Genomic DNA, 18,992 nt, shown 5'->3' on the forward strand with positions numbered 1-18,992 from the left:
GCCGTGGCTGAACTGCGTTCCTTCATCTTCATCGATCGGCTGCAACCGCAGACGATGAGCTACCTCGGCACGTGGATTCGCGGCGCGCTTCCGCGGGACGGGGTGGCCGCACAGATCATCGAGGTGGCGCCGGGCCTCGACATCGAGGGCATCACCGACGTCGCGCTCAAACACGCCGAGGTGAAGGCCGGAATTCTGGTCGTGGAGCGGCAATTCGGCTACCTCGAGTTTCACGGCGAGACAGGCGCGGTCAAGGCAGCCGCCGACGCGTGTCTGCAGGACCTCGGTGCCGATGCCGACTCGGCGATGCGCCCGAAGATCCTCGCCGACCGCATCATCTCCAGCATCGACCAGCAGCACGCGTTCCTGATCAACCGCAACAAGATCGGGTCGATGGTGTTGGCGGGCGAGACGCTGTTCGTGCTGGAGATGCAGCCTGCGTCGTATGCGATCCTTGCCACCAACGAGGCCGAGAAGGCCGCCGACATCAAGGTCGTCGACTACCGGATGATCGGTGCGACCGGCCGCGTGTATCTGTCCGGAACCGAGGCGGATGTGCGGCAGGCCGCCGCCGCCGCTGCCGAAGCTCTGGCGCGGGGCACGACGTGACGATCAACGGAGCAGAACTGCGTGCGCTTGTGCGCGAGGTGGTCCGCGACGCGGTCGCGGAGTTGGCGCCCGCTGCGGCCCCTCCCACGCCGCCACCCCCAAAAGCCAGCAGCCTCAACGGTTTCACGCCGACGGGACCGTTGCAGGCAGACGAAAAGTCGCGGGTGGAGACGGTCCGCATCGCCACCGACAACGACCTCGACGCATTCGTGCGTCAGCTGCTGCGACTGTTCGAGAATCCGAAGACCCGCGCCGACCTCCGCAACGGTCGGCTCAAGTTCCGGCTCGCGGGTGCCCAGACCACGTCACAACCGGCCGCGCACCGCATCGAAAGCGGCGCCGTCACCGAACGCCACATCGTCGACATCGCCGCATCCGGCGGATCGTTGACGCTGGGACGTCGAGCGGTGCTCACCCCCCTCGCGCGAGAGAAGGCTCGCGCCCTCGGCATCACAATCAACAAGGAGCGCAGATGATTTCGGCGACTGTAACCGGACAAGTCTGGTCCACCCGCCGCGTCGACGGGTTACCGCCCGGCGCCTTCCTCGAGGTCGAAACCGACGGGACGGGCTCGAAGATGATCGCCTTCGACGTCCTCGGCAGCGGCGTGGGTGAGCGCGTGCTGATCGCGCAGGGCTCGGTCGCGGCCAACTGGTTCACCGGCACACCGCCGCCGGTGGATGCCCTGATCATCGGGTCCATCGACGCCGATTCAAGCGGGTAGTCCCGACCCGCGAGCGAAGAAGTCAATACGAGAGAAAGCAGGAACACCTCATGGCCAGCAACGCGATTGGAATGATCGAAACCAAGGGATACGTCGCAGCGCTCGCGGCTGCCGACGCGATGGTCAAGGCGGCCAACGTCACCATCACCGACCGCCAGCAGGTGGGCGACGGGCTGGTCGCCGTGGTCGTCACGGGCGAGGTCGGTGCGGTGAAGGCTGCCACGGAGGCAGGCGCAGAGACCGCATCGCAGGTCGGCGAGCTGATCAGCGTGCACGTGATCCCGCGCCCGCACAGCGAGCTGGGTGCGCACTTCGCCGTTTCCGCGCAGTAGCCGGCATCGCAGAATGGCAGCGAAAACCGAGACGCGCACCGACATCCGCGTCTACCTCTTGGTGGAGGACCTGCAGCAGCAGTTCGCCGCCTATCTGGCAACACCGACGCGGGCACGCGGCTATCCGCCGTACGCGGGCGAGCACGCGCTGATCGTCGAGGTCTCGCCGGCACTGGCCATCGAACGGGTCATCGACCTGGCGTTACGCGAGGTGCCGGCGGTGGCGCCGGGAATCCTCTACGTCGAGCGGCAGTTCGGGGTGCTCGAGGTGCACTCGGCAGAGCTGGCCGACGTCCAACGCGCCGGTGAGGCGATATTGGCCGGGACCGGCAGCCGCGCCGAGGACCAGCTCCGGCCGCGGGTGCTCTACCACGACATCATCGACGGGATCACCGATCAGCACGCGGTCATCCTCAACCGCAACCGGCAGGCCTCGATGATCCTTCCGGGTCAGGCGCTGTTGGTCTACGAGATGACACCCGCCCTGTTCGCGGCGGTCGCCGCGAACGAGGCCGAACGCGCGGCTCCCGGAATTACCATCGTCGACGTGCAGATGATCGGCGCGGCAGGCCGCCTCTACATCGGCGGCAGCGTTTCCGACGTGACTGCCGCACGAGACCGAATCACGGCCGTGCTGGCCGGAATCGAGGGACGCGACCACTGATGGCGGACTCCAACAGCATAATCTCCGACGACATCGACGTAGCCCGGCGAGCGCTGGCCGCCTATGGACTTCCGGAAGGTTCGACGCTGCAGCTGCTCAACCTGTCCGAGAACGCGACCTACGCGGTCGAGGATCCCGCCACCGGGTCGAAGACCATATTGCGGGTTCACCGGCAGAACTATCACGAGCCGCACCAGATCGAGTCCGAGTTGGACTGGTTGGACGCGCTGCGTCGCGACAGCGACCTGAACGTGCCGACGGTGTTGCCTGCCACCGACGGTCAGCGCGTGGTGACGGTCGACGACGACGGGACAGCAAGGTATGTCGTCCATTTCGAGATGGTGCCGGGCGCAGAGCCGAACGAGGAGACGGTGACCGTCCAGGACTTTCACACACTCGGCCAGATCACCGCGGCGCTTCACGAACACTCGCACGGCTGGGACCGCCCCAAGACGTTCAGCCGCTTCGCGTGGGACTGGGAGCACAGCCTCGGCGCCAGCGCCCGCTGGGGGCGGTGGGAGGACGCCGACGGCGTGGGTCCCGAGGAGCACAAGATTCTCAGCCGCGCGCAGCAGCTGCTGCACGACCGGCTGGCGGAGTACGGATCGGGACCCGAGCGGTTCGGGCTGATCCACGCCGACTTGCGACTGGCCAACCTGCTCGTCGACGGCCCCACGATCACGGTCATCGACTTCGACGACTGCGGATTCGGTTGGTTCTTCTACGATTTCGGCACCGCGGTGTCGTTCATCGAAGATGATCCCGCGCTACCCGAATGGCAGGACTCGTGGATCGCAGGCTACCGCACGCGCGGCACGATGACCGATGCCGACGAGGACATGCTCGCGTCGTTCGTGCTGCTGCGCCGGCTGATGCTGCTGGCCTGGATGGGCACCCACAGCCATTCCAAGGAATCCCGTTCCAAGGCGATCACGTACGCCGAGGGCAGCTGTGCGCTCGCAGAGCGCTATCTCAGTTCAAACGGCCACCGTCTGGCCTGACCGAAGGGCATGCGCATGTTCAATTCGCTTGAGGGTCGCACCGCGATCGTGACCGGGGGCAGCAAGGGCATCGGTCGTGGAATCGCCGAGACGTTCGCCGGTGCAGGCATCAACGTCGTCGTGGTTGCGCGCAATGAGGCCGACCTCGACGCCACCGTCAAGGCGCTTGCCGACAAGCCGGGCAAGGTCAGCAGCGTCACCGCCGACGTGACCAAGCCCGAGGACTGCCGTAGTGCCGTCGAGGCGGCCATCGAACGCCACGGCGGACTCGACATCGTCTGCGCCAACGCCGGCATCTTCCCCTCCGGCAAGCTTGGCGATCTGACGCCCGAGGACATCGAGCAGGTGCTCGGGGTGAACTTCAAGGGGACGGTCTTCATCATTCAGGCCGCGCTGCAGGCGCTGACCGACAGCGGCCACGGCCGCGTGATCGTCACGTCGTCGATCACCGGCCCCGTCACCGGCTATCCTGGTTGGTCGCACTACGGCGCGAGTAAGGCCGCCCAGCTGGGCTTTATCCGGACCGCGGCGATGGAGTTGGCGCCCAAGCAGATCACCATCAACGCCGTGCTGCCCGGCAACATCGTCACCGAGGGCCTGGTCGAAATGGGCCAGGAATACATGGACCAAATGGCCGCGGCGATCCCCGCGGGCCGGCTGGGCAGCGTCGCCGACATCGGCAACGCTGCCCTCTTCTTCGCAACCGACGAGGCCGGCTACATCACTGGTCAGACCCTCATCGTCGACGGCGGACAAATTCTGCCCGAGTCGATCGAGGCGTTGGCCGAGGCCTGACCCCTAGAATTGGCCGTACCAATTCAACGGGGAGGTCCGGTGGCCACGCCAGCTGAGGAACTACGGCGTCGGATCGTCGCGGATATCAACGCGGGCGTTCCTGGCGCCAAGCTCGGCAGCGAGCGTGATCTCGCCGAGCGGTACGGCACCAGCCGATCCAGCCTGCGCCAGGTGCTGGCGGCGCTGGAGGAAGCCGGCCTCGTCCATCGTGTGATCGGCCGGGCGGGCGGCATTTTCATCAGCCACGCTCAAGTGCAGCGCAGCGTGTCCGACGCGGTCGTCGGCGTGCCCGCGTTCCTGGCCAACCAGGGTTACGTCGCGGGGACGCGGGTGATCTCGACAAGGATCACCGCGCCTGAGCGCGTCACGCAGAAGGCGCTTCAGATCGGGGCGAACGACTACGTCGTCGAGGTACAGCGCGTCCGGCTGGCCGACGGGTCGCCCATCTCGTTGGAGCTTGCGCAGTTTCCCGCCGAGGCGTTTCCCGGACTGCTCGAACAACAACTCGGCGGATCGCTCTACGAAATGCTGGAGAAGCAGTACGGTCTCGTGCCTGCTCGCGCCGAAGAGCGCATCGAGGCGGTGAACGCCACCCCGGCCGAGGCGTCGCTGCTCGGGATCAAACCCAAGGCCGCCCTGCTGCTGATCACTCGGATCACCTACGACCAGCACGGGCAGCCGTGCGAGTTCTCCCGCGACCTGTTCCGCGGCGACCGCACCCGCCTCGCGGTCAGCGTGGAAGGCCACGGCGTGGGCATCCAGTCGGCCGACACCGCTTCGGTCTCGCTGCAGAAGCAAGAAGTCGAGACCAAGGCGAGCTGACCGTTGATGGCAACCGGCGCAGGCAGGTTCGCGCCGAGTCCGTCGGCCGACCTGCATATCGGAAACCTGCGAACGGCCGTGCTGGCGTGGCTGTTCGCCCGCTCCACCGGCAGGCGGTTCTTGATGCGCGTCGACGATCTCGACGACCGCACACACGCCGACATCGCCGCCCGCCAGCTCGACGACCTCGCCGCGATCGGGCTGACCTGGGATGAGCCCGCGCAGTGGCAGACCGCCCATCCGCAGCGCTACCACGACGTGGTCGCCGAACTTGCCGACCGCGGGTTACTCTACGAATGCTATTGCAGCAGAAGGGATATTCAACAGGCACCGCGCGCTCCGCACGCCCCGCAGGGGGCTTATCCGGGCACCTGCCGCGACCTCACCGACGCCGCGCGCGCCGCGCGTGGCGAGGAGACCGGCAGGCCGCCGGCGCTACGGCTGCGCACCGACGTCATCACCTACACCGTGCACGACGTGCTGCACGGCGAATACACCGGCATCGTCGACGACTTCGTCGTGCGGCGCGGCGACGGGGTGGCCGCCTACAACCTCGCGGTCGTCGTGGACGACGCGGCCCAGGGCATCGACCAAGTGGTCCGCGGCGACGACCTGCTGGCGTCTTCGCCCCGGCAGGCCTACCTGGCCCGGCTGCTGGGACACCCCGAGCCGGTTTACGCGCATGTCGCGTTGGTGCTCAACGAGGACGGTGCCCGGCTGGCCAAGCGTGACGGTGCGGTGACGCTGGCCGAGATCGGCATGCCGCGCGCCCTCGAGCAGATCGCCGAATCGCTCGGCTTCCGCGCCACCACGCTGGAGGGAATGCTCGACGAATTCGACGCGGACAGACTGCCGCGCCATCCCTGGGTGTATCGCCCCGATTCGTGACAGCGGAATTTCTCTGCGGTAGCGCAAATTTCGATCGGATTGGCCGTCGTGCGCCAGCCGGCCGCCTGAATTACGCAGCAACACACGGCCGTTTGCTGTTGACATTCTCTAGGCCCTCTGACAATAGTGAAAGTGGCAGCCGACGGTGCACGCAACGAAAGTCGTTCGCCTGACTGTGCTTTGCGCTTTCGTACATTGACGCGGAGCTTGCTACCGGTGATGTTTGCCGAGATGCGAACTGTTCGTGAAAATTTCGAAAGCTTGATAGCGGCAGCGATCTCCGCAGGTTAGCCAACGCGGCGGCTGCGTTGCGTTGTGCCGGGCGCTACGAAATGGCTGCGCAACTGCGCGCACGTAGGGACGGGGGATTTGTGTTGATGATGCGCCGAATACTCATTGTGCTGGCAGGTTTCGCCGCGATGCTGTTGGTCGCGGGCTGCGGATCTGATAGCGAAACAACGGCTTCGTCGCCGTCCTCGCCGCCGTCGACGTCGGCGTCGATCGTCAAGACGGCGAATCAGCAGTATTGCGCACACAATTCGGATCCGGCCTGCCCGAAGGGCAGCTACGTGGGGCCGTTCGTGTCCGTGCAGCGCGGCGGCGGGCACTGGGACGCCTCGGGTAAGCCGGTCAACGGCGGACCGGTCGGGGCCGACGGGTCGACCGGAAACAACCTCACCCAGGAGTATTGCGCCCGCAACCAGGATCCGGCGTGCCCGGCAGGTAGCTACGTCGGACCCGACGCCATCCGAAATCCTGACGGCAGCAACACCTATGTCGTGTGCGAGGGCACGATCTGCACCAATCCCAACCACGGCGCAGGCGACCCGCCCGGAACGTGGGGGCCTGACGGCCAGCCGATCAACGGCGGACCGATGGGCGCAGACGGGTCGACCGGAAACAACCTCACTCACGAGTACTGTGCGCGCAACCAGGACCCGGCGTGCCCGGCAGGCACCTACGTCGGGCCCAACGCGATGCGAAGCCCCGACGGCAGTAACACCTATGTCCCCTGCGAGGGCACCATCTGCACCAACCCGAACCACGGCGCAGGCCCCGATCCGAACGGCCCCTCCGGCGGCGGCGTCAGCGTCGCGCCTCCTGCCCCACCTGCCGAGGAGGCGCCGCCGGCCGATGCCCCGCCCGCCGACGATGACGGAACCGACGACGATGGCGGGACCGACGACGACAGCGACGGCCAGGATGCGCCGGAAACGGATGTGGACTCGCCGTAGTCGATCTGGCTGGGCATCCGGTTAGGCGACGGGCGAGCGGCCGTCGGCGTCGCGTTCGGCGGCAGTAGTTCGTCGGTTCAGCCGAACACCAACGGCCCGCTCGAGCGGGCCGAAGAAGGCGGACGGATAGTGCACGCCCGGCCGGGAGAACAGCTCGTGCCGACCGCGAGCAGCGCGCCGTACGCGCAGGTCCGTCCAGTCGTCGCGTTTGCCGGGCGTGCGCGCAGGAACGCCGGAGGCGAGCGGTATTCCGAGGGTGTCTTTCGGGTTGAGCAACGCGACGGCCTGCCCGGCGGTCATTTGCTCTGGCATGGCGGGCGATCGTATATACCCGCGCCGGTGAGCAGAACCCTTGGGCACTCGACGGCTACCTTGCTAGCGTCCGAAAGTGACCTATCTTCGAAAAGCCGTGCTGGCCGTCATGGCGCTGCTTGCCCTGGCGCTCACCGGTTGCGGCGGCGGTGGCGACGAAAACCCGGTGAAGTCAAGCGGTGTGCTGCGGGTCGGCACCGAAGGCGTGTATGCCCCGTTCAGCTACCACGACGCCACGACGGGCGAACTTGTCGGCTACGACATCGATGTCGCCAAGGCGGTCGCCGACAAGCTCGGCGTGCGCGTGGAATTCGTTGAAACGCCCTGGGATTCGATATTCGCGGCGCTGGAGGCAAACCGCTTCGACGTGGTCGCCAACCAGGTGACCATCACCGACGAGCGCAAAGCCAAATACGACCTGTCCGAGCCGTACTCCGTCGGGGAAGGCGTGATCGTCACCCGCGCCGACGACAACTCCATCACGTCACTGGCGGATCTGAAGGGCAAGGTCGCCGCCGAGAATGCGACGAGCAACTGGTCGGAGGTGGCTCGTCAGGCCGGCGCACGGGTGGAGGCGGTCGAGGGGTTCACCCAGGCGATCAAGCTGCTGAACCAGGGCCGCGTCGACGTGGTCGTCAACGACAGCATCGCGGTCTACGCCTATCTCGCCGAAACCAACGACAAGTCGGTGAAGATCGCAGGAACCGTCGGCCAGAAGAGCGAGCAGGGCTTCGCGGCGCGCAAGAACAGCGGTCTGCTGCCCGACCTCAACAAGGCGCTCGACGAACTGCGGGCCGACGGGACGCTGGCGGCGATCTCGCAGAAGTATCTGAAGGCCAACGCCTCCGGCGCGCCGGAGGCGGCCGAGACCCCGCAGCAGCCGCGGTCGACCTTGCAGTTGGTGTTGGACAGTCTGTGGCCGCTGGCCAAGGCGGCCATCACGATGACCATCCCGTTGACGATCATCAGCTTCGCGATCGGCCTGGTGATCGCGCTGATCGTGGCGCTCGCCAGGCTGGCGTCGAACCCGGTGATCAGCAACATCGCCCGCTTCTACGTCTCGGTGATACGCGGAACTCCGCTGCTGGTACAGCTTTTCATCGTGTTCTATGCGATGCCGGAGCTGGGGGTGAGGATCGACCCGTTCCCGGCGGCCGTGATTGCGTTCTCGCTCAACGTGGGCGGTTATGCCGCCGAGGTGATCCGCTCGGCAATCCTGAGCATCCCGAAGGGTCAATGGGAGGCGGCCGAGACGATCGGCATGAATTACACGAAGACACTGCAGCGCATCGTGTTGCCGCAGGCGGCGCGCGTTGCCGTGCCGCCGTTGTCGAACACGCTGATCTCTCTGGTGAAGGACACCTCGCTGGCGTCGACGATCCTGGTGACCGAACTGCTGCGGGAGGCGCAGCGGATCGCGGCGCCCACCTTCGAGTTCTTCGCGCTGTACGGCACTGCGGCGGTCTATTACTGGGTGATCTGCCTTGCGCTGTCGTTCGGGCAGGCGCGGATCGAACACCGACTGGAAAGGTACGTGGCGCGATGACAGAACAGGCCTCGCGGGCTGAGAACCGCATCACGGTCGAGGATGTCCATAAGTCGTTCGGCGACAACGAAGTTCTGCGCGGCATCTCCTTCGAGGTGGCGCAGGGATCCGCGACGACGGTGATCGGGCCGTCGGGCTCGGGCAAGACGACGCTGCTGCGCGCGCTCAACGCGCTCGACGTGCCCGACTCCGGCGTCATCCAGATCGGCGACGAGCGGATCGACTTCTCCAAACCCGTCGGCAAAGACCAGCTGCGGCGCTACCGCGCCCAGAGCGGCATGGTGTTTCAGGCGCACAATCTGTTCCCGCACAAGACGGCGCTGGAGAACGTCACCGAGGGGCCGCTGGTCGTGCAGAAGCGGCCGAAGGACGAGGTCGAGGCCGAGGCAGTGGAGTTGCTGAGCAAGGTCGGTCTCGCCGACAAACGCGACCAGTACCCGTATCAACTCTCCGGCGGCCAGCAGCAGCGGGTCGGCATCGCGCGGGCGCTCGCGCTCAAGCCGAAGGTGGTGTTGTTCGATGAGCCCACCTCAGCGCTGGACCCCGAACTCGTCGGCGAGGTCCTGTCGGTTATCCGCGACCTGGCCGTCGAGGGGTGGACGATGGTCATCGTCACGCACGAAATCCAGTTCGCCAGGCAGGTTTCCGATCAGGTGCTGTTCACCGATCACGGCGTCATTCTGGAGAAGGGTCCGCCGGACGAGGTGATCGGCGATCCGAAGGAGGAGCGTACGCGGCAATTCCTGCAGCGAATCCTCAACCCGCTGTAGCTCATTCCCCACTTTCTTCTTGGCGAGCGTGCGTGTCTGCAGGCAACACGCCGATAGAAATCAGGAGTTTACGCACGCTCGCGATGGGTCAGCGAGTGCGGCCGCGCCGTCGACTCAGGGGGCGGTGAGTTCGACCGCGCCGTCGACTCAGGGTTCGGCGAATGCGGGCAGGGCCGTTGACTCAGCGTCCGGCGATGCGGGCAGGATCGTCGGATGGGGGCAGGGCCGTCGAACATGGACAGAAGCCGTCGATTGCCTTGCGGGGCCATAACTCTCCCAGCCGCGAGCGTGCGCAAACGTCGGTAGTTTCTCGGCGTGTCGCCTGCAGACACGCACGCTCGCGGCAAAGAGGGATAGTCAGGTCCGGCAGGAGATCTCCATCGTGTCGGATTCCCTGGCCGGAAAGCTCACGCTGACATAGCCATTCGACGGGTCACGCACGTAGTCCAGATAATCCTGCAGCCCAGGCATGCTCGTGTTGTCGGCGACGACCAACGCGCCGGGCGCGAGCCGCGGCTCGAGAAGCTCCAGCACCTTGCGGTAGAGGTCCTTCCAGCCGTCGAGCAACACGAACCCTATCGGCCCGTCCACCTCCGCGAGGGTCTGCAGCGCGTCGCCATGCAGCACGGTGATCACGTCGTCGAGTCCGGCATCGGCGAAGTTGCGGGTGGCGGCTGCGACCTTGTCGGCGTTCAACTCGGTGGTGATCACCCGGCCGACGCCGTTGTCGCGGACCGCCGAAGCCAGATGTATCGCCGAAATGCCAAGCGACATACCGAATTCCACGACGGTGTCGGGGCGCGACGATCGCACCAACGAGTAGAGCAGACGGCCGGCCTCCGGTGTGACGGGTAGGTAGAACTCGCTCAAGGCATCGGCGCGGGCCTGGGCATCGGCCTCCGCGGGTACTGCGTCGCGGCTCATCATCTCGCCAAGAAGGGGCAGTTGCCTGTCGGCCTCGGTGAACATCCGGTCGAGGGTGGCCGCGACACGCGGATCAAGCAGGGTGCACGTCATACCACGACGGTACCGCTGCCGCGGCGACAGCGGTCACGTCCCGTAGTAGCGACCCAACACGTGCGCGCGCAGTTCGTCGAACTCGTCGTTCTTGATGGCCTCGCGGATCTGGTCGACGAGCCTGATGACGAACCGCTCGTTGTGAATGGTGCACAGCGTGGCGGCCAGAATCTCCTTCGCCTTGAACAGGTGGCCAATGTAGGCGCGGGTGTAGTGGCCGCATGTGTAACAGTCGCATTCGTCGTCGATGGGCGTGAAATCGAGGCGGTACCGGGCGTTGGTGATGTTGTAGCGCCCTTTCGTCGAGTACACCGCCGCATTGCGCGCGACGCGGGACGGGGATACGCAGTCGAAGGTGTCGGCGCCTGCGGCGACCGCGTCGAAGAGGTCGTCGGGTTCGCTGATGCCGAGCATGTGCCGCGGTTTGTCGTCGGGCAGTTCATCGCTGACCCAGCCGACGATGGCGGCCAGATTCTGCTTCTCGATTGCGCCGCCGATGCCGTAGCCGTCGAACCCGCGGCCCTCGTCGTCGACGATGGCGGTCAGACCCCGCGCGGCCTCCCGGCGCAGGTCTTCGTACTGCGCGCCCTGCACGACACCAAACAGCGCCTGCGGCGGTCGATCCGGATGCTGCGCGGCGAGCCTGCGGTGCTCAGCCAGGCACCGCTCCGCCCACCGATGCGTGCGCTGCACCGAATCCTCTTGATAGCCGCGGGTATTCACCAGCGTGGTCAACTCGTCGAAGGCAAAGATGATGTCCGCGCCGATCTGGTGCTGGATCTGGATGGACACCTCAGGTGTGAAGCGGTGCGTCGACCCGTCCAGATGCGACGTGAACGTCACGCCGTCGTCGTCGACGCGCGCCAGTCGCTCCTTGCCCTTGGCGATGACGTCGTCGGCCTGTACGCGTTCGGTGTCCATCGCCAGCACCTTGCGGAAGCCGGCCCCCAGCGACAACACCTGAAACCCGCCGCTATCGGTGAAAGTGGGGCCCGGCCAATTCATGAAGGCGCCCAGCCCGCCGGCCTCGGCGATGACCTCGGGCCCAGGCTGCAGGTACAGATGGTAGGCGTTCGCGAGGATGGCCTGTGCGCCAAGCTCTTTCATGGTTTCCGGAAGGACGGCCTTCACCGTGGCCTGCGTGCCGACGGCGATGAACGCCGGAGTATGGATGTCGCCGTGGGGGGTTCGGATGACACCGGCGCGTCCGGCCCGTCCAGGAAGCTGCGCTTCGATGCTGAAAGACGGCTCGACCACGCCCTGTATTCAATCAGCAGTGCGCGCTCAGGCAAATTTGGTCGATTTGCAGGACCTTTGCTAGGGCACACTCCATACTCTGGGGGAGGGTCCGCCGACGAAGCGGTCCGCAACGACAAAAGGAGAACAGTGGTGAAGCGTGTGTTCGTGGTCGCCCTAGGGGGCGCGGCGATTGTCATCGCCGGTCTTTCCGGCTGTTCATCGGATAAGAAATCCGAAACCAGCGGTGAGACATCGACGGCAGCTGCCGCGGAAGGCAAGAGCACGGTCACGATCGACGGCGAGGACCAGGCCGTCCAGGGCACGGTCGTCTGCAACACGATGGGCGAGAACGTCAACATCGCGATCGGCGACGCCACCACGGGCATCGGCGCGGTCGTCGGCACCGGCGACGAGCCTGTGGTGCATTCGGTTGGCCTAGGCAACGTCAACGGCGTCACCCTGGGCTTCCAGGAGAACGCCGGCCAGGGCGAGGCCAAGGCCGAGAAGGACGGCAGCACCTACAAGATCTCCGGCACCGCGGTGGGCGTCGACATGGCCAACCCGATGCAGCCGGTGACCAAACCCTTCGAGATCGAGGTGTCCTGCCCCTGAGAATGCCCCTGCGAACTTGACACGGCGGCGGCGTCCCTTGCTGGGGCGCCGCCGTTGTTGTGTCGCTCTCGTGTAAGAGTGGAAAGGGTGAGCGCGGCCCTGATATTTCGTTTGCTCGCCGCTGTCGCTATGACGGCGACAGCGGTGGCCACGCCGCTGCCGAAGGCGTCGGCGCAGCCATGCCCCGACGTGGAAGTGGTCTTCGCGCGCGGGACGTTCGAGCCACCGGGCGTCGGGGGAATCGGCCAGTCCTTCGTCGACGCAGTACGCAAGCAGGCCGCCGGACGATCCGTCGACGTCTACGCCGTCAATTACCCGGCCAGCACCGACTTCCCGACGGCCGTCGTCGGCATCACCGACACCGCCAACCGGATCAGGGCCACGGCGGCCAACTGCCCCGAAACCAGGATCGTGCTCGGCGGCTTCTCCCAGGGCGCGGCCGTGGCGGGTTTCGTCACATCCGAAGCGGTCCCCGCCGGCGCGGCGGCAGATGACGTGCCTGATCCGCTGCCTGCCGAGGTCGCCGACCACGTGGCCGCGGTGGCACTGTTCGGCAAGCCGTCGCCGCGGTTCATGGAGCAGATCGACACCCCGCCGGTCGAGATCGGGCCGCTCTACCGCGCCAAGACCATCGACCTCTGCATCGCCGACGACCCGGTGTGCGCAAACGAGGGCGACGGCGCCAATCACGCGTTGTACAACCGCAACGGAATGACCGATCGGGCAGCGAAATTCGTGGTCGACCGCCTCTGAGGAACGGTTGCGACACGGTCACGGAACGGTACCTTTCCGTACATCAGTGATCACAAAGGCCCCATTGATCACTATCGTCACATCCGGCTAAGTGCGGAACGTCGATCCGGCGTCCGGTCCCTCGAAAGGTGTGACATGTCGCCGTTTGCTCGAATCGCGTCGATACCAGTGGCATCGGCGACCGCACTCGGGCTTGTCATCTCCGTCGTCGTCGCACCGCCTGCCACCGCCGAACCCTGCACCGGCGCCGCCGCCGAGGCACAACCGCCGAGCGCACCGAACGCGACCGCGACGCCCGCGCTGCCCGGCGTGAGCGGCCCGCCGATCGGCCACCGGCCCCGCAAGGCCAAGGACGAAGCACCGCTGCCGAACCTGGGTCGGCTGTCGCGGTCGATCCTCAACTCGTTCCTGCCGCAACAAGGCCGGGTACAGCAGCAGGCGGGCGTGGCTCCGCCGCCTGCTCCACCGCCGGTTCCCGATGCGGCACCGATCGCACAGCCGGCGCCACCTGCACCCGCTCCCGGGCCGGCGCCCGCTCCCGCGCCGCCACCCGGTCCACCGCCGGGGACGTCGCTGGTCGGGTGGGTGACCGGCCCGCACAGCCCGAACGACACCATCAAGCGCTTCGCGATCACCGGCACGGACCTCGGAATCATGTGGGACAACGGCGATCCGGTGAACAACCAGGTGCTGATGGCCTTCGGTGACACCATCGGCTACTGCAGCGTGCGCGGTCGACAGTGGCGATACAACACGCTCTTTCGGACCTCGGACCGTTCGCTGGGGAAGACGATCGCCATCCCGAACGGCGTTGTGAACAATCGCTATTCGGGTTCGCCGCTGTGGGCGCCCGCGCTTTCGAAGCAGATCATCAACAGCATCAAGTTCGCGCGGTCGGAGACCGGGATCATCCCAACTTCGGGAATCGCGGTCGGCACAACGCAATACCTGAGCTTCATGTCCATCAGGAGCTGGGACAGCCCAGGCACGTGGACGACGAACTTCTCCGCCATCGCGGTGTCACCGGATAACGGCGAGCACTGGGGGGTGTACCCGCAGAGCATTCGTCCCGCGTCTCCGGACGCTGTTCCGCGGGTGCCGTTCGTGCCCGGTGGGGAGAAGTTTCAGGTAGGCGCTTTCCTGAAACCCGGTGACGGCTACCTGTATTCGTACGGCACACCGTCGGGACGCGGCGGGCCCGCGTTCTTGTCGCGCGTGCCACAGAACATGGTGCCGGAACTGTCCCGCTACGAGTACTGGGACGGCGGCAAGTGGGTGCCGCGCGACCCCGGTGTCGCGGTACCGGTCATTCCCGCGCCCGTCGGCGAGATGTCGGTGCAGTACAACACCTACCTCAAGCAGTTCCTGGCGCTGTATTGCAACGGCAACGACGACGTCGTGGCCCGCACAGCGCCTGCGCCGCAGGGCCCGTGGGGACCCGAGCAGATGCTGGTGTCGTCCAATGATTTCCCCGGCGGTATCTATGCGCCGTATCTGCATCCGTGGTCGACCGGCAAGGAGATCTACTACAACCTCTCGCTGTGGTCGGACTACAACGTGATGTTGATGAAGACCGTGCTGCCGTAGGACCCCTGGCCCCCTTCGCGAAACGGAATCTACGCAGCGAAAGTGCGAGTGAGGGCCTGCGGGAATGCCGTTTCGCGGAAGGTCAACGCGCCAGCAGCGCACGCAGCCGCAGCAGGATGGTGTCCAGCATCGCGGACTCGTAACCGGCGCGCAGGTTCGTCAAACGGTCGACTTGCCGTTGGGCTTCAGCGTGGTCGCCCTCGGCGTCGCGCTCCAGCAGCGTCTCGACGAATACGGCGGTGCCCACGATGGCGTAGAAGAACCGACCCGCGTGATGCAGTTCCTCCACCGCTTCCCGCATCGCCGCAATGGCGGCGTCACGCTCACCGCGGCGCGCCCGGTCCCGCGCGATCCACAGCTCGGCGACCGGTACCAGGAACGGACCCCGCTCGCGCGTGAAGTCACGAAACCGCGTCATCAGCTCGAGACCGCGACGACGGTCGGCCGCCGAGTCGCGGTTCAGCAGCGCGTACGCCAGTGTGTATTTGGCCAAGTAGAGCGCGATGTCGTGGCTGGATTCCGCCGCCCGCAGCGCCGCTTCGCTCACACGCACCGAGGCGTCGTCTACCCGCAGCACCCCATAGGGCATCGCGTGTCCGTAGGTCCAGGTGACGCACACCGCGAGGGTGGCCGGGTCGCTGTTGCGCGCCATGACGATGGCGTCGTCGTAATCCTGTCGCCATCCGGGACGGCCCAGCCACCACCGGGCGGTGCCACGCCATGTCAGCGCGAACGCCAGCGGTGAGCCGAAACCGAAGTTGGCGCCTTTGCTTTCATCACCTGCAGCGAGGTCGATGACGACCTGCGACCAGTGCAGTATCTCATCGAATCGACCGGCATCGAACCAGTTGACGAACGCCACGAACGCCAACCCGACGGTGAGGTCGGCATCACCTATCGATTCGAGTAAAGCCATCTGTTCGGAGGCCAACTGCGCACCTTCCCGGGAACGCCCGGTGTAGAGAAGTTCGGTACCCAGCCCCGTCATCCCGATGGCCAGCGAGACTTTGTCTCCTGCAAGCGAGCACAGCTGCCCCAGCTCCTCGAACCGCCTGCTGGCTTGCAGCGCTTGACCGTGGTAATCGGTGGCGCACAGCATCGTTCGTGGGGCGATGCGCATCGACAATTGTGCGGCGTCGTCGGCGGGCAGGGCGTCGGCGATTCGCCGGGCCTGCTCCCAGCTGACCCTGGCGGCGCCGACGTCGCGGTTGACCGACCATGCGGCGGCGCGCATGTGCCAGCCGTATGCGGCATGCACCTCGCCGGCAGCCTGCAGATGTTCGGCGATCAGCGCCGCGTTCTCTTCCACCGATTCCGGCTCGCGTTCTTCGATCGAGGCAGCCAAACGTCGGTGCCAGTCGGCGCGGTCGGATTTCAGCTGTGACTCGTAGGCCACCGCGCGGATCAGCGGATGGTGAAGGGCATACTGGGCGCTCGGGGTGAATGACACCTGGTCGATCATCTCGGCGTCGATGAGCTCGTCGACCACGGCGTCAATACCCAAGGCGGCCAACAGTTCCGAGCTGAAGCGGGCGCCGATCACCGATGCCGCGTGCAACGTCTGCCTGGCCGTCGAACTCAGCCGGTCGATGCGGGCAGAGATCGACGCCTGTATCGTGGCGGGCACTTTGACCTCGGCGACATCGGTGCTGCACACGTATCGGCCGCGATCGCCGGAAAGCACTCCGCGCTGGGCTAATTCGCGCACCATCTCCTCGGCGAAGAAGGGGTTACCGGCCGCATTGTCAGCGATGACCTCGGCCAGCCCGGCGACGGACGGATCGGAACCCAGTAGCGACGCGATGAGTGCCGCGGTATCCGAATCACCCAGCGCGTCAAGGGCTATCGTCTGCGCACCGTGCGCCCGCAGCAGCACTCCGTGGTATTCGGGGCGGGCGGTGATCAGCACCATCGACGGGGTGCGCGCGATCACGGCCAGGAAGTCGGCCAGCATGGATTCGCTGACGACATCGATCCAGTGTGCATCCTCGATGATGAACAGCGTCGGCTCGGTGCGACTGAGCGCTGTGGTGTTGACCAGTGCGGTCAACCGGCGGCGCCGCGCTTCGGGATCGATCTGCGGCAACGCCACCGCGGGGTCGGCGATACCGAGCAGGTCGTCAAGCAGCAGCAGGTCCTGCGGGTCGGCGTCGGCCGGCACGGCGGCGCGCAATTGGTCGCAAGCGGCCTGCCCGTCGAGGTCGGTGACACCGCTGCCCGCGCGCAGCAGCCGCTCCACCACCCCGAAGGGGACATCGCGCGTGTGCGACTCGCAGAAGACCCAGAACACCTCGACTCCGCGCTTGGCCGCAACGGCCGCGGTCTCGCGGGCCACCCGGGACTTGCCTATACCCGCCGGGCCGACGACGGCGACGACGCCGCCGCGGCCACCGACGGCACGGTCGACCATGGCCTCCAGCGCCGCCATCTCCCAGCGCCTGCCGACGAAGGCCGCCTCGGCACGCCCGACGATCCCCTGCCGCGGCCCGATCGCCGCCAACTGGTAGGCGCACACCGGTGTGTCGGAGTTCTTGATGCGCACCCACTGCGCATCGCCGAGGCTCACGGCGTGTTCGACAAGGCGCGCGGTGGACTCCGAGAGCATCACGGCGCCGGGCGGCGCGACCGACTCCATCCGCTGCGCCATGCCGACGTGCTCACCGGTGGCGGCATACCGCGACGAACCCGATTCCGACCCCATCGACCCCGCGATCACCTGACCCGAGTTGAGGCCTACCCGCATTCGCAGGTCCACATGGTCGCGGCGGGCCACGTCGACGGCCACGCGGCCGATCTCCTCCTGGATTGCCAACGCAGCCAAACAGGCGCGAAAAGCGTGGTCCTCCAACGCAATCGGTGCGCCGAATAAGCCCATCACGCCGTCGCCCGTGTACTCGACGGTGCCGCCGTAGCGGCGCACCACCGCGGCTGAGCGCTCCAGCACCTCGGTGATGATTTCGCGGGCCCGCTCCAGATCGAGAGTCGCCGTGATGTCCATCGACTGCACCACGTCGGCGAACAGCACGGTGACTTGCTTGTATTCGGCCGAGCGGGTGGCCTGCCGCAGCGCCGCGCCGCACTCGCTACAGAACTTGCCCGAAGGACGGGCTTGGGCGCCGCACGAGCCGCAGATCAACTTCGCGGTCAGTTCACCGCCGCCGCCCCGACTGACGCCCACGTCAATGATCGTCGCACCGGGGACCAACGATGTCTGGCATATCGACACCGAAGACAGCGTCCACCTGCGTCGCGAGACGGAGTTTCGGGCGCAATATGGGTGGCCACGCAGCAAAAGGCGGCCCAGGTGTCCCCCAACCGACGAAGTACGGCGCCTGGGCGCTCGCCTATTTCATGAACCCACTGCAATATGGTTTGCGGAAAAACAGTTTCTTAGAGTCACTAATCGGCATATATAACCCCATTTACCGGCAGATTTGGATGTTTTATAACGTGTGCGTTATATTTTGCTGCCTTCGCAGGTCTATCAACGGTATTCACAACTGAGGTGGAAAATGATTCGTGCGCTCGTCGTCGCAGCAGCTATCGCGGCAACCGCCCTGGGAACTGCATCCGCGGCTAACGCCGACGTGTACTACAAGAACTGCGCCGCCGCCCGCGCGGCCGGAGCCGCACCGGTGATGGAGGGCGACCCTGGCTATGGTCCCCACCTCGACCGCGACGGCGACGGAATCGGTTGCGAGAACTAGGTGTATTAGCTCGCTTCGTCCAGCTTCGTCAGAGCCGAAGCAACCTGGAAGAACTTGTTCGAGCCGAGCTGCCGCACGGTCTTGATGTTGAACGCCTTCTCCAGCGCCTCGGCGTCGGCGTCCGTGACACCGGCGAGGGCGGCCGGAGACGCGTCGAGAATTTCCTTCAGCGATTTGTCCTCGTACGCCTTGTCCAGAGCCTTGGCGAGATCGACCGTTACAGCCATAACCGTTCCTCCATTCGTTTTCCGGCACGCACTTGACCCTTGTCGCCTACCCATCCACCTCGGCGGTCTAACCCCTTGAGACATCGCCTTTTTGGAGCGGTTTGGGATTTTCCCCACTCTCGGGATATGTGTCCCAAAACTGGCGGTTGGTA

General features: G+C 66.1%; 20 protein-coding genes and 1 pseudogene. 16 read left to right on the forward strand and 5 right to left on the reverse strand.

Going from position 1 to position 18,992, the window contains the following annotated elements; translation table 11 throughout:
- Positions 1 to 3: 3 nt before the first annotated feature.
- From CQY20_RS11395 to CQY20_RS11440, 10 genes are all read left to right on the forward strand, one after another.
- On the forward strand, positions 4 to 609 hold the full coding sequence (locus CQY20_RS11395; protein WP_097940181.1) for a BMC domain-containing protein: 606 nt from the start codon (positions 4 to 6) through the stop codon (positions 607 to 609).
- Positions 606 to 1,085, forward strand: coding sequence for a hypothetical protein (locus CQY20_RS11400; protein ID WP_097940182.1), 480 nt, complete (start codon positions 606 to 608; stop codon positions 1,083 to 1,085). Before CQY20_RS11395 ends, CQY20_RS11400 begins: the two co-directional genes overlap by 4 nt.
- On the forward strand, positions 1,082 to 1,333 hold the full coding sequence (locus CQY20_RS11405) for a EutN/CcmL family microcompartment protein (protein WP_097940183.1): 252 nt from the start codon (positions 1,082 to 1,084) through the stop codon (positions 1,331 to 1,333). Before CQY20_RS11400 ends, CQY20_RS11405 begins: the two co-directional genes overlap by 4 nt.
- 50 nt (positions 1,334 to 1,383) lie before the next feature.
- Positions 1,384 to 1,665 (forward strand): BMC domain-containing protein, encoded by a 282-nt coding sequence (locus tag CQY20_RS11410; RefSeq protein ID WP_097940184.1) that lies wholly within the window; start codon positions 1,384 to 1,386, stop codon positions 1,663 to 1,665.
- Between the two features lie 13 nt (positions 1,666 to 1,678).
- Positions 1,679 to 2,329 (forward strand): microcompartment protein, encoded by a 651-nt coding sequence (locus CQY20_RS11415; protein WP_097940185.1) that lies wholly within the window; start codon positions 1,679 to 1,681, stop codon positions 2,327 to 2,329.
- Positions 2,329 to 3,330, forward strand: coding sequence for a phosphotransferase enzyme family protein (locus CQY20_RS11420; protein WP_097940186.1), 1,002 nt, complete (start codon positions 2,329 to 2,331; stop codon positions 3,328 to 3,330). Before CQY20_RS11415 ends, CQY20_RS11420 begins: the two co-directional genes overlap by 1 nt.
- A 15-nt stretch (positions 3,331 to 3,345) precedes the next feature.
- Complete coding sequence (gene fabG, locus CQY20_RS11425) at positions 3,346 to 4,125, forward strand: 3-oxoacyl-ACP reductase FabG (RefSeq protein ID WP_097940222.1); 780 nt, start codon at positions 3,346 to 3,348, stop codon at positions 4,123 to 4,125.
- Positions 4,126 to 4,164: 39 nt separating this feature from the next.
- Positions 4,165 to 4,947, forward strand: a complete 783-nt coding sequence (locus tag CQY20_RS11430; RefSeq protein WP_097940187.1) for a GntR family transcriptional regulator — start codon at positions 4,165 to 4,167, stop codon at positions 4,945 to 4,947.
- Between the two features lie 6 nt (positions 4,948 to 4,953).
- A complete protein-coding gene (gluQRS, locus tag CQY20_RS11435) occupies positions 4,954 to 5,835 on the forward strand; it encodes a tRNA glutamyl-Q(34) synthetase GluQRS (RefSeq protein ID WP_097940188.1) in 882 nt (293 codons plus the stop codon).
- Positions 5,836 to 6,215: 380 nt separating this feature from the next.
- Positions 6,216 to 7,070, forward strand: a complete 855-nt coding sequence (locus tag CQY20_RS11440; protein WP_234816206.1) for a hypothetical protein — start codon at positions 6,216 to 6,218, stop codon at positions 7,068 to 7,070.
- Between the two features lie 90 nt (positions 7,071 to 7,160).
- Here CQY20_RS11440 and CQY20_RS11445 read toward each other — a convergent pair.
- Positions 7,161 to 7,382 (reverse strand): annotated as a pseudogene (locus CQY20_RS11445) (acetyl-CoA hydrolase/transferase family protein); the annotation flags it as partial.
- A 109-nt stretch (positions 7,383 to 7,491) separates the two neighbouring features.
- On the opposite strand from CQY20_RS11445, the gene CQY20_RS11450 reads away from it, so the two are divergent.
- Positions 7,492 to 8,928: an ABC transporter permease subunit gene (locus CQY20_RS11450; protein WP_097940223.1), complete on the forward strand. Its 1,437-nt coding sequence runs from the start codon at positions 7,492 to 7,494 to the stop codon at positions 8,926 to 8,928.
- Positions 8,925 to 9,698: an amino acid ABC transporter ATP-binding protein gene (locus CQY20_RS11455; protein ID WP_097940190.1), complete on the forward strand. Its 774-nt coding sequence runs from the start codon at positions 8,925 to 8,927 to the stop codon at positions 9,696 to 9,698. Before CQY20_RS11450 ends, CQY20_RS11455 begins: the two co-directional genes overlap by 4 nt.
- A gap of 357 nt (positions 9,699 to 10,055) precedes the next feature.
- On the opposite strand, the gene CQY20_RS11460 is transcribed toward CQY20_RS11455, so the two are convergent.
- Together CQY20_RS11460 and tgt are read right to left on the reverse strand one after the other, a co-directional pair.
- Positions 10,056 to 10,715 carry an O-methyltransferase gene (locus CQY20_RS11460; RefSeq protein WP_097940191.1) on the reverse strand — a complete coding sequence of 220 codons (660 nt, stop codon included), beginning with the start codon at positions 10,713 to 10,715 and terminating at the stop codon, positions 10,056 to 10,058.
- A gap of 33 nt (positions 10,716 to 10,748) precedes the next feature.
- Positions 10,749 to 11,972 (reverse strand): tRNA guanosine(34) transglycosylase Tgt, encoded by a 1,224-nt coding sequence (gene tgt / locus CQY20_RS11465; RefSeq protein ID WP_097940192.1) that lies wholly within the window; start codon positions 11,970 to 11,972, stop codon positions 10,749 to 10,751.
- Positions 11,973 to 12,104: 132 nt separating this feature from the next.
- On the opposite strand from tgt, the gene CQY20_RS11470 reads away from it, so the two are divergent.
- The 3 genes from CQY20_RS11470 to CQY20_RS11480 all read left to right on the forward strand — a co-directional run bounded on the left by CQY20_RS11470 (position 12,105) and on the right by CQY20_RS11480 (position 14,906).
- Positions 12,105 to 12,566, forward strand: a complete 462-nt coding sequence (locus CQY20_RS11470; RefSeq protein ID WP_097940193.1) for a lipoprotein LpqH — start codon at positions 12,105 to 12,107, stop codon at positions 12,564 to 12,566.
- Between the two features lie 129 nt (positions 12,567 to 12,695).
- Positions 12,696 to 13,319 (forward strand): cutinase family protein, encoded by a 624-nt coding sequence (locus tag CQY20_RS11475; protein ID WP_097940194.1) that lies wholly within the window; start codon positions 12,696 to 12,698, stop codon positions 13,317 to 13,319.
- Positions 13,320 to 13,454: 135 nt separating this feature from the next.
- The gene (locus tag CQY20_RS11480; protein WP_097940195.1) at positions 13,455 to 14,906 is read left to right on the forward strand and encodes a glycoside hydrolase family 183 protein; all 1,452 of its coding nucleotides are present in this window, start codon (positions 13,455 to 13,457) and stop codon (positions 14,904 to 14,906) included.
- Between the two features lie 82 nt (positions 14,907 to 14,988).
- Here CQY20_RS11480 and CQY20_RS11485 read toward each other — a convergent pair whose 3' ends face one another.
- Positions 14,989 to 18,084, reverse strand: a complete 3,096-nt coding sequence (locus tag CQY20_RS11485) for an ATP-binding protein (RefSeq protein WP_234816202.1) — start codon at positions 18,082 to 18,084, stop codon at positions 14,989 to 14,991.
- 334 nt (positions 18,085 to 18,418) lie between these two features.
- Between CQY20_RS11485 and CQY20_RS11490 the strand changes: the two genes are divergently transcribed.
- On the forward strand, positions 18,419 to 18,613 hold the full coding sequence (locus tag CQY20_RS11490; RefSeq protein WP_097940196.1) for an excalibur calcium-binding domain-containing protein: 195 nt from the start codon (positions 18,419 to 18,421) through the stop codon (positions 18,611 to 18,613).
- Positions 18,614 to 18,618: 5 nt separating this feature from the next.
- Here CQY20_RS11490 and CQY20_RS11495 read toward each other — a convergent pair whose 3' ends face one another.
- Positions 18,619 to 18,840, reverse strand: coding sequence for a hypothetical protein (locus CQY20_RS11495; RefSeq protein ID WP_097940197.1), 222 nt, complete (start codon positions 18,838 to 18,840; stop codon positions 18,619 to 18,621).
- Between the last annotated feature and the right edge of the window lie 152 nt (positions 18,841 to 18,992).

The organism is Mycolicibacterium agri (assembly GCF_002553505.1).
GTDB lineage: Bacteria > Actinomycetota > Actinomycetes > Mycobacteriales > Mycobacteriaceae > Mycobacterium > Mycobacterium agri.